General features: G+C 32.5%; 14 protein-coding genes. 3 read left to right on the forward strand and 11 right to left on the reverse strand.

Translation table 11 applies throughout. The features are described from left to right. Positions 1-137 precede the first annotated feature (137 nt). The 9 genes from KFZ70_RS01490 to KFZ70_RS01530 all read right to left on the reverse strand — a co-directional run bounded on the left by KFZ70_RS01490 (position 138) and on the right by KFZ70_RS01530 (position 11554). The gene (locus KFZ70_RS01490; RefSeq protein WP_139696745.1) at positions 138-4163 is read right to left on the reverse strand and encodes a two-component regulator propeller domain-containing protein; all 4026 of its coding nucleotides are present in this window, start codon (positions 4161-4163) and stop codon (positions 138-140) included. A 114-nt stretch (positions 4164-4277) separates the two neighbouring features. Beyond that, entirely contained in the window at positions 4278-4679 is a 402-nt protein-coding gene (locus KFZ70_RS01495; RefSeq protein WP_139696747.1) for a hypothetical protein, read from the reverse strand. Between the two features lie 317 nt (positions 4680-4996). Next, a complete protein-coding gene (locus KFZ70_RS01500; protein ID WP_139696749.1) occupies positions 4997-5977 on the reverse strand; it encodes an NAD-dependent epimerase/dehydratase family protein in 981 nt (326 codons plus the stop codon). A gap of 20 nt (positions 5978-5997) precedes the next feature. Further along, a complete protein-coding gene (locus KFZ70_RS01505; protein ID WP_199240672.1) occupies positions 5998-7089 on the reverse strand; it encodes a fatty acid desaturase in 1092 nt (363 codons plus the stop codon). A 66-nt stretch (positions 7090-7155) separates the two neighbouring features. Then, the gene (locus tag KFZ70_RS01510) at positions 7156-7947 is read right to left on the reverse strand and encodes an SDR family oxidoreductase (RefSeq protein ID WP_139696751.1); all 792 of its coding nucleotides are present in this window, start codon (positions 7945-7947) and stop codon (positions 7156-7158) included. 6 nt (positions 7948-7953) lie between these two features. Next, positions 7954-8934, reverse strand: a complete 981-nt coding sequence (locus tag KFZ70_RS01515) for an NAD-dependent epimerase/dehydratase family protein (RefSeq protein WP_139696753.1) — start codon at positions 8932-8934, stop codon at positions 7954-7956. Next, complete coding sequence (locus KFZ70_RS01520) at positions 8931-9602, reverse strand: CPBP family intramembrane glutamic endopeptidase (protein ID WP_139696755.1); 672 nt, start codon at positions 9600-9602, stop codon at positions 8931-8933. Before KFZ70_RS01520 ends, KFZ70_RS01515 begins: the two co-directional genes overlap by 4 nt. A gap of 2 nt (positions 9603-9604) precedes the next feature. Further along, on the reverse strand, positions 9605-10288 hold the full coding sequence (locus tag KFZ70_RS01525) for a DUF6134 family protein (protein WP_139696756.1): 684 nt from the start codon (positions 10286-10288) through the stop codon (positions 9605-9607). Positions 10289-10411: 123 nt separating this feature from the next. Further along, positions 10412-11554, reverse strand: a complete 1143-nt coding sequence (locus KFZ70_RS01530) for an AraC family transcriptional regulator (RefSeq protein WP_139696758.1) — start codon at positions 11552-11554, stop codon at positions 10412-10414. Positions 11555-11846: 292 nt separating this feature from the next. On the opposite strand from KFZ70_RS01530, the gene KFZ70_RS01535 reads away from it, so the two are divergent. From KFZ70_RS01535 to rpe, 3 genes are all read left to right on the forward strand, one after another. Beyond that, entirely contained in the window at positions 11847-12221 is a 375-nt protein-coding gene (locus tag KFZ70_RS01535) for a hypothetical protein (protein ID WP_139696760.1), read from the forward strand. A gap of 149 nt (positions 12222-12370) precedes the next feature. Then, positions 12371-13234, forward strand: coding sequence for an RNA polymerase sigma factor RpoD/SigA (locus tag KFZ70_RS01540; protein ID WP_019387909.1), 864 nt, complete (start codon positions 12371-12373; stop codon positions 13232-13234). A 179-nt stretch (positions 13235-13413) separates the two neighbouring features. Then, positions 13414-14076, forward strand: a complete 663-nt coding sequence (gene rpe / locus KFZ70_RS01545; protein ID WP_139696762.1) for a ribulose-phosphate 3-epimerase — start codon at positions 13414-13416, stop codon at positions 14074-14076. Here the strand turns inward: rpe and KFZ70_RS01550 are convergent. Continuing rightward, positions 14073-14492 (reverse strand): CBS domain-containing protein, encoded by a 420-nt coding sequence (locus KFZ70_RS01550; protein ID WP_139696764.1) that lies wholly within the window; start codon positions 14490-14492, stop codon positions 14073-14075. The two genes, rpe and KFZ70_RS01550, sit on opposite strands and share 4 nt — an antisense overlap. 95 nt (positions 14493-14587) lie before the next feature. Then, positions 14588-15010, reverse strand: a complete 423-nt coding sequence (locus tag KFZ70_RS01555) for a CBS domain-containing protein (RefSeq protein WP_139696766.1) — start codon at positions 15008-15010, stop codon at positions 14588-14590. Positions 15011-15061: the final 51 nt, after the last annotated feature.

The raw sequence follows: 15061 nt of genomic DNA on the forward strand, positions 1-15061 counted from the left end.
ATATTCTAAAAAGGAGATAGAGTAAAATTAAAACATACAATAAGAAACTGCATTAACTATTTTGTCAAAGCATAGGAGTATTTATGCATACCCAATAAACGCAAGAATTATTATTGCATTATACAAAATAAATTGCACTATTCGTTTAGTTCACTTGGAGCTATTCCAAACTCTTTTTTGAAAGCACGACTAAACCATGAAGGATCGTTAAAACCGACTTCATAAGCGATTTCTGATATACTTTTATTTGAAGTTTGAATGAGGGCTTTAGCCTTATTTAGTCTGATAGATCGAATGAATACTGCCGTAGAACGGTTGGTGGTTGCCTTGATTTTTCTATATAACTGCGATTCGCTTAAATGTAATTTTTCAGCGAGCTGAACCGATCCAAACCCAGAGTCATCTAACGCTTCATTTACAAACTTAACAACCGCTTTAATAAATACCGTTTGAGGCTCTTTATCTCTACGTGCAATAAAAGTCTTAAAATCCTCCTGACTGAATTTTTCAATCATGGTTTTTCTAAGGCTTGTCAATTGATTTATTCTTGCAAATAATTCGTTTTTATTAAATGGTTTTATTAAATAGGCGTCTGCACCATGTATTAACCCCGTTATGCGGTCTTTATCACTGGCCCTCGCTGTTAATAGTATTATAGGAATATGATTGGTCATTAATTCCGATTTCAGTGTATTACAAACCTCAAAACCGTTCTTTTTTGGCATCATCACATCACTTATTATAATATCGGGAATATATGTCTTTGCTAATTCTATGCCCTTTTCCCCGTCTTCTGCTAGAAGGATTTTATAATTAGCTTCAAGACAAGTCTTTAAATAATAAGCAACGTCTTTGTTATCTTCAATAATTAAGGCTATAGATGATGTTTCATCTAAGTCGGTATGAAAACATTGCTCCACATCCGTTTCATCACGGTGCACAGTTTTGGGAGGGTCTAAGTGATCCTCCAACTTCGATTTAATTATCGCTGCACGATTGGTTATAGGTAGTGTTATAGAAAACTCACTGCCTTTTTGCCTCTCACTTTTTACATCAATAGTGCCGCCCAAAAGTTTTGTAAGTTCTTTTGTTAAGGCTAACCCTATCCCTGTTCCTTTAAACTGTGGTGTTGCCAAGTTTTTTGCCTGATAAAATTTTTCAAAAACATTGGGAAGATCTTCTCTAGCTATACCAATACCATTATCGATAATTTTAAGCACCAAATTATTATTAAACGTTTTTATATGACAAATTATCTTTCCCCGTTCCTGGGTAAACTTAATAGCATTAATAATTAGGTTTTTAACTATGGTAGAAAGTTTTTCAGCGTCTGTATCCATATACAAAGTATCCACTTCTGAATAGAACACATAATCTATATGCTTTTCTTTAGCCATAGATTCAAAACTTTCAAAAAGGTATTTAACGTAATTTACTATTTCAACCTGACTCCAATTAACCTCTAGTTCAGCACTTTCAAGCTTGGTTAGATCAAGCATATCATTTACCATTTTAAGCAAGCTGGCACTATTTTCTTTTATAAGCTTTAACGATTTTATAGTTTTAGGGTTTTTAGAATTCTCCTGATTTTCTAAGGTTTCTATCATGCCTTGTATAACCGTTATAGGAGTTCTAAACTCATGAGTAATATTGGTATACAAAGAATTTTTAAGTTCATCTATTTCCTTTAATTTTTTCGATTCTGCAAGGGCCAATTTTCTGGACAACTGAAAATTATACAACCAGTAGGATAACACTAAAAGCAACATAATATAACCTATAATGGCAATGGTTGTAGACCACCAAGGCGGATTTACTTTAATCTTTAATTGGAGAGGGGCTTGTTTCCATGCTATTCCTCTTGAAAAACCATTGACTTCTAAATTATATTCCCCTCGTGGTAAGTTTAAAAACTGAATTCTGTTTTCACTAAGAAAGCTCCACTTGCTATCAAGTGGCTTAAGTCGATAAGCATACTGGATGTTTTTATCCATCCTGAAATCTAAAGCAGAAAATTTCAAATAGAAAGGAAACTGATCGCTTTGAATAGTTATGTTCTCAGCAGTTTCTATAGAAGATTTTATAACCTCTTTTTGATTTAAAGGGGTTATGTTTTGATTCTTTATTTGTAATTGTGAAAAATAAAGTTGCTGGGGCGCATCTAAGACGTGTATTTCATTGGGATTAAAAAAAGTAAGACCCTCAACACCGCCCATATAAACCATACCATCCGCATCACGAAACCGTGCATGGGTATCAAATTCTCTTCCCTGTATATTATCTAAAACTGAAAAATGAGAAAATTGCTGTGTAGACGTATTGAACCTTACCAAACCATCATTGGTGCCCATCCAAAGATTACCTTGCAAATCATCTTGCAGGCTATAAATTAACGTATTGGGAAACTGATCCTGCTTTGTCCAAGTGGTATATGTTTTATCATCATTTAACAAACTCAACCCATTTCTTGTACCCAGCCAAATTCGATTACTGCTATCTACCGAAATATCATTAACAGCATTATGCGCTAGTGTTTTATCTATTCTATCTTCCTTTATAAAATTCTCAAATTCAATCTGAATATAATTAATCCCTTTTAAAGTAATTTTAGAAACACCATTTTGTGTGCCTACCCAAATATTGCCGGCCTTGTCAACCTCTAAGCAATTGGTTTCGTTATTTACTAGTGAATTAGAGCGCCCTTCTTTATGTACATATCTTGTTATTTGATAGTTGCCATCAGAAGCATATGCCATTTTAAATATACCATGTTCATGCGTAGCCCCCCAAAGGTTATTATTGACATCAAGCACTAAATCTTTTAAAAAATTAGAGTTTATAGAATTAATATTTTTAGGGTTGTGGTAGAAATTTTTAAAAACAAGGTGCTCAGGATCAAAATTATTTAAACCTAGTAGACTAAGCCCTCTTGAAGTAGCAAACCACATGCGGTTATTTACCTTGTCATGCACAATACTCCTAACTACTGATCCTGCAATACTATTGGGGTCATTTTGGTTATCAATGTAGTAATAAACTTTGCCGTTGGTTATAAGATTAAGGCCACCATCTGAAGTGCCTATCCATAATCTGTTTTCATCTTTATATACCGAAAAGATGACATTATCATTAAGTAACCTATCCCCTTTTTTGTTCTTAGAGATATTTTTAAATACCGATGTTTTGAAATCTATACAATTCAATGCATTGGCGGTACCAACAAATAATTGATTTGGAGACACTTTCAACAACGATTGAACTGTATTATTGCTCAAACCCTGTTCTCCATGTTCCTTGTATTCAATTTTATTTACAACTTTAAACGTTTTAAAATTGTATAGATAGAGTCCTCTTCCTGTGGCAATCCAAACTTGATTGTCATCTTCCTGAAGAAAGTCTAGAACATGCATGGTTTTAAAATTCCCACTATTCTCAAGCTCTATAGATTTCACTTTATTTGTTTCAAAATCATAAACAAATAGGCCATCGTAACTTCCAGCGAACAAATAATCTTTGGTTCTGAAAAAACTCTGCACATTTCCTGAAACCTTAAATTTAATCCTTGGGTGCTGCATGTTTCCTACATAACCTTCAATGGTTCCGTTCAACTCCCCTACCCATAGGGCATTCTCAAAATCTCTAAAGATACTTGTAATTTTACGATGCGGTAAAAAATGCTCTGGTTGTGTATCAAAATTTTCCCAATAAAATAAACCATTATTTTGAGTTGAAGCCCATACCGCACCCTTTTCATCTAAAACAATACCTGAAACGGTGATCTGCTCAAAATGGCTTCCAATATTTAATCTTTTAAACGTATTTTCAATAGGATCATATAGGTTTAATCCATCATCCCTTGTACCAACTAGTATGTTTCCATCAGGTAATTTTTTTAGTTTAGTGATATAGTTTCCAGAAATTGAAATCGAATCACTTACATCATTACCAAAATGTTTAAATAAATTGCCATCATAACGGTTTAATCCATCGGCGGTTCCAATCCAAACAAATCCTCTGTCATCCCTTATCATGTCATTTACCGAAACTTGGGACATACCATCCTTTACAGAAAGATATTTTATTCTAAACGAAGGCTCTTGTGCAAAAACTAGAAAAACCACAAAAAAGAGAAAATAAGAACATAAGAGTTTGATGGCTTTCACTTTTAATAGTCGATTTTAAGTAAACATATCTAAATATAAAAAATATATTCTTACAGTGAGAGTACTGAAATTAAACTGTTTTCTGATTTAAAATCAGACATATAGAGGATACGTTTAAAAAATATAACTCAGCGATACCTTCACCATATAATTCTCAGGTTTATTGGCCTCGTAATTTTTAAACCTTAACATTCCAAAATTGCAAAGTCCTTTTACCTTAATATGCTTTTGAAAGTTGTGAACCAATCCTAAATTCACCCCCAAATCAAACCGATTATAAAACTGATTTAAATTTGCAATGCCTAGTATTTGTTTAAAAGAGTTATTGAACAAATCTCCAAACTGAGGTTCTGCACATATCTTTAGCGTTTTATAAACAGAAAACTCCTGATTAAAATTCAGCGTATTTTTAGATGTACTTAACACTAAACATTTGTCTGCCATTAATGCGGTATCTTGTGCATAACAATAAACGGAAAGCAAACAGAATACAATAAATTGTTCTAATCTTTTCATGACTATAAATTTTACATAACCCATTTCTTAACTTAATACTCTTAAGTACCCAACACTGCTTTTTGAAGCGTATTTTAGACACCTATTACGTGCTTTTGATTCTTAGAGAAAAACCTTCATTTTGGGGCTATAACATATGCACAAATTGGTTTCCAGATTATTGGTAAATAGCAATGGAGCTCTTGAGCTTCACTATTCCTGTTTTTAATTTCTTTTTTGATTAGGATGAAGGCTCTAGCGTTGATAATAATTGCTAGAAATACTAGTAAACATAATTATCTTAATGATTTTATGAATTATTCAGATGGTAAAAACCTCTAAGACTTCCTGGTTGCAAACCAATTAATAGCATCTGTCATCCCTTCTTCTATAGGAGAAAATGTAACTCCCAATTCTTCTTTGGCTTTTTTATTAGAATAAAAACTACTTACACACAACACGCTAATATTATTTGACGAAAATGTCACTTTAACATGAAACTTTCTTAAAATGTCTCCCACAAATCCAATAACGCGGAGATATAATTTTGGTACGCTAAGTATTAGCGAATTTGTACCATGTAACTTAGCTAACAGTGAGAAAAAGGCCTTATAACTTAGATGATTGTTTGATAAAATATAGGATGCCCCGTTTTCACCGTTTTCAATAGCTTTTACTATACCTGTTGCTACATCCTTAACACACACAAAACTTTTTCCACCAGGCGGACAAAGAATTAACTTTCTTAAACCATACAAAACCAGTTTTCCCGAACTTGGTTTAGTATCATAAGCACCAAGCATAAACGTGGGATTAATACTTACCACCTCAATATCATCTTTTTTAGATAACACATACTCTTGGGCTTTCTTTTTACTTTTAGAATACATTAATTCTAAAAAAGGTGTTTTAATAGGCATTAATTCGTGTCCCAAATTATTCAAATTCCCATAGCCAAAAACATTTGCTGTACTTACATAAATGACTTTTTTAACTTTACAGATTATAGCTGATTCTACAATGTTTTTGGTGCCTATAACATTCACTTGGTGAAATCGTTTATAATTTATTTCTTTAGGATCTGATAAAGCGGCAATATGAATAACAAATTCACACCCTTTCATATGCTTTTCAATCGCCATCTTATTTAAAATATCACCTTCAATTAATTGTAAATGCTTATGTTGAGTTCCAACAAAACTAACCTTCTTTCTAACCAGACCAGATACTTGATACCCTGCTTCTAAAAAGGCATGCACTGTATTAGTGCCAAGTAATCCGCTAACTCCTGTAATAAAAACTCTAGTGACATCAGACATTACAACCCGTCTATTTATACCTACATATCTTCCTCAAAAATATTCTCATCAAATGCATTGGCTTTTATTAACTGATAATGATAATACAGCGCTTTATGCAATTTATACTCACGATAATTAATCCCAACCGATTCAGCGAATGCTTTTATCTCTTTAGTCATTTCTGGAGCATATACCGAACTTATGTTGGGGAATAAGTGATGTACAACATGGTAATTAAAGTTTCCCATTACATGTCTTGAAATCCAATTATCCATAATAACATCATTAGTGGTTTTAAACTGATGTTCAAACCAGCTTATATTTACAATACCTTCTTCATTTGGAATAGGAAATTCACTTTTATCATTAGCATGCGGCGGCAATAGGGTTAGCATGGCAAATATGCTTCCAGTGGTTAAAAGAATAAATAATGCCGTTAAAGCTACGTACCATTTTACGCCTAAAACAATAGGAAGAATCACGGTATAAAAAATGAAAAATGATTTAAAACAAATTAGCTTAAAATATTCAATACGTGGAATGTCACACACCTTCTTTATGGTTCTCCCTTTTACAAAGAAATCTTTAAAATCTCTTAGAAACATCCAGTTTAACAAATACATTGGATATAGTATAAAAATAAGCCAACTTTGATTTCTACTTACCCAAGAAAGCTGATCATCTTTAAAAATTCTAATCAACCCTGATTGTTCAATATCAGAATCCCATCCTGCTATATTCTGGTAATTATGATGTAATAAAACATGACGTTTTTTCCAGATATAACTGTTGGCTCCTAAAAAATCAAAAATTATTAATAACGAATGATTCATCCATCGTTTTTTGAAAACATTATTATGCACAGCATCATGAATGATGTTTAAAAAAATCAACACAGATAGTATGCCTAAAAATGCATACAACAAATAAAAAAGACTTTTTAGATTATGGAAATACAGTGCTAAAACATATACACCTAAAAATACCAGAGGCAAACTTAACACCACGTAAATTTTATTACGTTTGCGCTTTTTGGGCAAGGTTTTCATAACCTCCTTTAAACGCAGTCTTAATTTTCTATAGTGTGAATTTGATGTAGAACTTGGACAAAAAGTAATTTGAGCTTCCATGATTGTACATTTTTATATTGACAATTTGATTTACTATTACATTGAAATGATATCATTTATTGACAATTAAGCAGCCTTAGGAAATTTATTGAGTTCCTTTTCCGCCAACTTATCTTTAATAAATTCAGGCAAAAGTTTATCTAAAATCATTAAACATTTGTTTACAAACCCTGGTACGATTAACCTTTGTTTTCTGAGCATGGCTTCAATCGCTATTTTTGAAGCATCTTCTGGATTTAATACCGTTTTTCGTGTTACCCAACTAACAATTCGGTTTTGATAACACAGTCTGGTTGTTGTATTTAATCCTCCTGGACAAATGGTTGTAACTGATATGTTAGTTGTTTTTAATTCCTTTCTTAAGCTTTTTGAAAAGGAGGTTAAATAAGCCTTTGTGGCGCCGTACACCTGTTTTTTAGGTAGAGCAAAAAAACTGGCCATGCTGCTTATATTAAGAATAGATGCTGGCGCAACCGACTTCATATTATTCAATAACAATTTTATTAGTAGAGTTGGCGTAGTAACGTTTACAGCAATTTGCTTAAGAATAAAGGCTTCGTCTAAATTATCAAACAATCCACGACTTAAAACTCCTGCATTATTAACCAAGTTTTTAATTGGAAGGTTATGCGTTGTAATATATTCTGAAATGGCGTAGCAACTGTCAACCGTACTTAAATCAATTTCAATATAATGCACCTCAACGTACATATTTTCTTTAATGAATTTAGACAGTTCAGGCAAACCAGACTTGGGTAATGCCACTAAAACCAAATTCATATTTCGTTTTGCAAATTCAAGCGCGATAGACTTTCCTAAACCTTGACTTGCTCCCGTAATTAGTGTATACGCTTTCATAATATTTTAAATTTTTAAGGACTCAATGGTTCTCAAAATCCCAGTTTTGAAAGGTGTAATAGTATAATTCAATTCCGCTACTGCTTTTTGCGAAGAAGAGCTTCTATTTATAAAAAGGGAATCAATTACCCTAGGGGTCATACTAACGCCCATTTTAAATAAAGCCCTTATGTTTGAATATAGCACCAACAACATTTTCAAAACATTATAGTTTAGCGTTAGTATTTTTATATTGCTCTTGGTATACTTTTTTACCTTTTTAAAAAGTTCTTTGTAATTTAAGTTTTCACCCCCAATGATATACCTTCCTCCATTTTCACCACTGGTAATAGCCAATATATGAGCCTTAATAACATCATCTATAAAAACATAATTTGCAACTATTTTGAGTTTAGAAGGCACTATAAGTACGCTCTTATTTGTAACGATATCGACCAATTTATTGACGCCATTTGAGAAAGTTCTTAACCCAGGGCCGTAAACCCGAGTTAAGTTTAAAATAACACATGGCAAACCTTTCTTTACAAACGCTCCAATTTTCTCTTCAGCCATGGTTTTGGTTAATTCATAATCATTAGCATAAGAAGCCAAACGGGGCTGATTTTCTGTAATAGGCTTTCTCTTATAGGAAGGACCAAAAACGGATAAGGTACTTGTATAAATAACCTTCTTTACCTGCTCACTTGAGGCGGCTTGTAATACATTTTCTGTTCCCACAACATTCGTTTTATAAAAGCGATGAATATTTTTACATTTCAAATTTGTAAACGCGGCGGCATGAAACACATAACAACAGCCTTTAATAGCTTGTTGTATGGATTGTAAATCACAAATATCTCCTTGAAAAACTGTTATGTTTTCATGCTTTGGCACCTTGCTCGAGTTTACATCTCGTACAAGGGCATGAACCTTAATGTTTTTTGAAGCCAGAGTCATTGCCAATTGATGCCCAATATATCCTGTAGCCCCAGTTAATAGTACTTTCATGATTTTAAAGTTTTAAGTGTTTTACCGTAAAAAATTGAGATTTCGTATACCGCAGATAATGTTAAATGCAATACAAAGGCATACCAGATACTTTGTGTTTCATAGGTTATTACGCATAGAATGATGCCAAACGGAATGGTTCCCATCATCTTTCCCTTTGAATCGAATACATGAATAATTAAATACAGAATTGTTGTTAGGGCGATAGATTCCACTAAACTGAAATATTCTAGAAATGTAAAAAACAAAACACCTCTGAAGAAGAATTCGTAGCTCAATAAAAAGAGGGTTCTAATAATAAAATAAGACCAGGCCTGTTCAAATTTATAGTAAATAACGTCGTCGTTTGTATCCTTTGCTTTCTTGGATGCCAAATACGATATGTATGCCGCCGAAAAGACCAAAGCAACATAAGGTAGAAGGATGTACAACCTCGGGATTTCAATATAATTTAATAAAAATCTTAAATCAGGACATATCTCATAGAACAAAACACCTAAAAGCACAATGCCCAAACCGTGCCTCATATTTAATAACCTTAAGCCATTTCTAACTTGTAGTGCCTGCTCTAAATTCCAAATATCTAATTTCTCATAAATCCAACTTAAAAGAAAATAGGTTAGAAACACCACACTAATAAAAACCCAAATATCTTGTGAATTTTCCATGACTATACAGGTATTAAATCAACATCAAATAAGGTGCTATTGGCTTCTATTTTCACACATTTACCATTGCGATAATGATAAATATTGTACTTACCACCATTAAAGATCACTTTGTACTTACCATGCCCTAAATATTCTAAACGTACCATGCGTTTTTCAAAATCACAAAACACTTCGCTCACTCCTTTGGGTTCAACAAAAAAGAGGGTTACCAAGTTTCTATGTATTTTGGTATGGTTTAGCTGATGGTGCTTATCTGCATTTAGGTTTTTATAGGTAACTCCTTTAAAAACCAACTTATGATTTGCCTTAATTTTATTATTTACCTTTCTGAAAATGGAAGAATATGTAAGTAGACCATCTTTATAAATGGATGTTTCCTTCCCAATGATTACAAATTTGAAAAGCGCTTTGGCTTGTATTTTGCTCTCTAAATAATACGCTATAGAATCTTCACTAAACATTCTATTTATACTAATGGTTCCAATCACATGATTGTTTCTAACCACATTATAAGTTAAATGCGTATTCGGATCTGTGTTGCTTGCAAAAGAGATAGTTACTGTAAAAAGAGTGAGGAGTAATTTAAGTTTCCAAACCAATTTTTTAAAATCGCCTAACCTTCTTGAAAAGAACGAGGCCTTTTTCGCTTTTCTTATCAGATATAAAATTAACATGGGTATCATGACAGTAAGTTTAATGGTTTTGCTTACTGTAAAATTATTACCAAGACATAGAACGACTATCCCAATTAGTCTAAGATGTAATTTTCTGGATGTCCAACGATAATTTCGGACAGTTAATACTTTTTAAAATTGTGCTCTGTAAGTTGAAGGGGTTTCTGAAGTAAATTTCTTGAATGCCGCATAAAATGTCGACTTAGAATTAAATCCACATTCTAAACCTATGGCGACAATGGTATAATCACTAAAGTCATCGTTAGACAAAAACTTTTTGGCCTGTTTTACGCGAAGTGAATTAATAAAATCGGAAAAATTATAGTCACTATACGAATTTATAAGCTTTGAAAAATAACTTTTGCTCATTCCCAATTCTGATGCTACAGATTCCATACTTAACAAGGGATCTAAATAAAGCTTATTCTTGATAATGTAATTTTTAATCTTGTCAAAATCGGCTTGATGCTTTTTATTAAAAAAATCATCTTTATCATTATCTAAGCTTGATGGGTTGATATTTCCAATGCCAAGTTCTTCTGCTGCCAAAGAACTTCTTAGTGAAATTCTATCTTTTATAACATTGTACTTATAAAAGCCTTGATACCCTAACCAATATAGTAAAACGGACATACTAAAACGCAGAAGCAGATAAACCATATCATTTCCTGTAAAAAGATTTACGGTTAATGCAATGGCCCAACAACCAATAATGATAAAGCCAAACCGAACAAACCATTTTAGCCAATTTAAATCATCATAAGATAATATGTACGAGGTTAAACGTTGTCTATTAAAAATTATAAAGCAGGCATTAGTAAAGAGAAATATAATATAAAACAGATTAAAATAGTCTTCAATAAAAGTGTAATACTCTAACAAGATAGTATTTCTGTCGGGCACTTCATAATACACATAAGACATTAAACAGAGTCTTAATATAACTTCTACTATAAATATTATAATAGTAGTCTTTAAAAAACTTCTTACCTTATCTTGCACTTTAGTAAAGTGAATAGTAAAGGCATAAAACATGGGTACTATTAAAAAATACCATGGTACTAAAAAGTTCTTGAAAAAAAACAACTCTGAAGAATAACCGTTTTCAATTAACCAGCGTTGTAAATTATTTAGTGAAATAAATAAAACTGTTAAATTTAAAAACACGATGGTTTTATTGGTTTTCTTTTTAACACATGAGGTTACAAGGTTAAAGCCTAAACCCTGTACTACTCCAGCTATGAGCAAAAAATTAATAATACCTTCTAAGTTCATTCAGAGTTCAATCTTATCATCTAAACTAACGGATTACACTTCTCTAAGATAATAAAAAAAGTGTAGTAATTATTTACACCATCAAAAACAAACTACTACAAAACACTAATTACCAAATGATTAAATACGGAAAAACTTTAGCACAAAGTACGCCTTTTGGAAGGTTTCAAAAAACATTTTAACTTACTAATACATTAACATTTGTGCAAACAAACTGTTAAACCCTGTTAAAAACTTGGCTTTCACAAAATAAAATCTATCTTATTCGTTCACCTTAAACGCAAAAGATACCATGATTTATTCTGAAAAAGAGAAATATTCTGAAGTACTGGAAGATTCCATAAACTATTTACAAAACCGCGGATATAAAAATATCAAAGCCGATATGGATGGTTATGAATCGCCCAAATCATATACAAAAAAAGGCACAAATATTTCAATTACCCCAGATATTGTTGCTATTAAAGAAGGAAGAAAACACATTTTTGATATCAGTTTAAAATCTGAAAAACCGCAACTCTTAAAATCGAAATGGCTATTTTTAAACACGCTAAGTCGATTAAAATCACATCATTTTAAGCTCATCACAAAAAAAGGGCATTATAAATTCACTGAAGACATGCTAGAGGATGTTAACTTGAGCAACAAAAACCTTATTAAAATTTAAGCGTATTTCAAAACAAATGCACCCGTGTCATTTGTCTTTAAAATCGTAATGATAAAAAACATGTAATTTTTTGTAACATTTTTTCACTCTTTTACGTATAACTAATGAATGCCCTATTTATTCACAATAAAATTACAGGAGAATATTAGATGAGACAACTTAAAATTACGAAGCAGGTTACCAATAGAGAAACTGCATCGTTAGATAAATACCTGCAAGAAATTGGCAAGGTAGATCTTATTACTGCAGACGAAGAAGTAGAATTAGCGCAACGTATCAAGGCTGGAGATCAAATTGCTTTAGAAAAGTTAACAAAAGCTAATTTACGTTTCGTGGTATCAGTTGCAAAACAATACCAAAATCAAGGTTTAACCCTGCCAGATTTAATAAACGAAGGTAATCTTGGTTTAATTAAAGCAGCACAACGATTTGATGAAACGCGTGGTTTCAAGTTTATTTCTTATGCTGTTTGGTGGATTAGACAATCCATTTTACAAGCCTTAGCGGAGCAATCTCGAATTGTACGTTTGCCACTCAATAAAATTGGATCTATTAACAAAATTAATAAAACCTTTGCTTTTTTAGAGCAAAGCCATGAGCGTCCGCCTTCTGCTGAAGAAATTGCAAAAGAGCTAGACATGACCATAAATGATGTTAAAGAGTCTATGAAAAACTCAGGACGTCATGTAAGTATGGATGCGCCTTTAGTTGAAGGAGAAGATTCTAATCTGTATGATGTTTTAAATTCTGGTGAATCTCCAAATCCAGATAAAGAGTTATTACATGAGTCTTTACGCACCGAAATTGAACGTGCTCTAGAAACGTTAACGCCTCGTGAAGCCGATGTGATTCGTTTATATTTTGGTTTAGGAAACCAACACCCTATGACCTTAGAAGAAATTGGCGAAACATTTGATTTAACACGTGAGCGTGTAAGACAAATTAAAGAAAAAGCGATTAGACGATTAAAACACACCTCTAGAAGTAAAATATTAAAGACCTATTTAGGATAGTAATATTTAAAAATTACGACTAAATAAAGGTAACAACAGTTACAATATAACTGTTCGTTTTTTGATTGATGAAAGAACCCCCGGCTGATTACCGGGGGTTTGTTCTTTTGTATATTTAAATTTCATGAGAACAAAAAGACTTTTCTATATTTGCAAAAATTAAATACAATATTCACAATATGAGTTCTAAGTTAATTGCGCCATCTATGCTTGCAGCAGATTTTGGTAATTTACAGCGTGATACCGAAATGGTTAACAACAGTGATGCCGATTGGTTTCACATAGATGTTATGGACGGGCATTTTGTACCTAACATCTCTTATGGCATGCCTGTAATTCAAACCATTAAAAAACACGCTACCAAGCCTCTTGATGTGCATTTAATGATAGAAAAACCTGAACGTTATATTGAAGAATTCGCCAAAGTTGGAGCCGATATTATCACAGTACATTATGAATCTACGGTGCATCTACACAGAACCTTACGTCAAATTAAAGCCGCAGGATGTAAAGCAGGTATTGTACTTAATTTAACAACTCCTGTATCAGTTCTTGAAGACATTTTACCAGAATGTTTTATGGTTTTACTTATGTCTATTAATCCTGGGTTTGGCGGACAACAGTTTGAGGACATCACCTATAACAGAGTTAAAAAACTCCGCAACATGATAGATGAGCAAGGGCTACATACGCATATTGAAATTGACGGTGGTGTTACCGATAAAAACATAAAACAACTGGTTGAAGCTGGTGCTGATGTGTTTGTTGCAGGAAGTCATGTATTTAAAAGTGGCAACCAAACAGAAACCATCAAAACATTAAAGGAACTGGCTAATTCTTAAAATTGTTTGGAAAAATAGTTTAGTAAATCTGAAGTCGTAACAATACCTTTTAAAAATCCATTTTCAACTACTGGCAAAGCATGAAAAGGGGCTTTAGCTAAAATGTTTGATGCCTCTCTTACGCAGGTGTCCTCGGTAACGGTTATGACATGCTTGGCCATAACCTGTTCAATTGAAAACATATTATAAACCACAGTATCGATTCTTTCCTCTGATGTTGATGAAGTTTCAGCAAAACTTATACGCATCAAATCTGTATAACTAAGCATACCAATTACCATTTCTCTTGAAACTATTGGAATATGCTTTATTTTATATCTTTTAAAAAGTCTGTCTGCTTTTTCTAAGTCATCCTCTCTGGTTAAAGCAATAACACGCTTTGTCATGATTGAGGATATTGGTGTACAATTTCTCATTCTTTTAAACTAAACATTAAAAACGCACATAACGGAAATAGCCTTAACAGCCATACAAACACAACTACCTTCTGAATCTCAATTATGAGTATGTACTAAAAGTGATTCAGTAAGTATTTTATAAGATCGGTTGTTGTAACGATACCAACTAAAATGGAATTGCTCACAACTGGTAATGCATGAAACTCTTTAGTTGCAAAAATTTCGGCCACATCCTTAATTGAACTAGATGACGATATTGTAACAATATTCCTAGTCATTATTTGCCCAATACTAAACATATTATAAACGGCCACATCCGTATCGTCATTATAATCATTATTAGTCATATCTGGAAAACTAAAACGTAATAAATCAGTATAGCTTAACATACCTATTACAACTCCATCAGTCACTACAGGAATATGCCTAATTCTATGCTGTTTAAACAATTGCTCCGCTTTTTCTAAACTATCGTCTTTATGCAATGTAATAACAGGCGATGTCATTATCATTGAAATTGGTGCTTTCCGTATCATAATCTTATCGTTTTAATTTAGCTTTCACTAAAGTTAGAAAAACAACGCATA

It is taken from the genome of Allotamlana fucoidanivorans, assembly GCF_045788535.1.
GTDB lineage: Bacteria > Bacteroidota > Bacteroidia > Flavobacteriales > Flavobacteriaceae > Allotamlana > Allotamlana fucoidanivorans.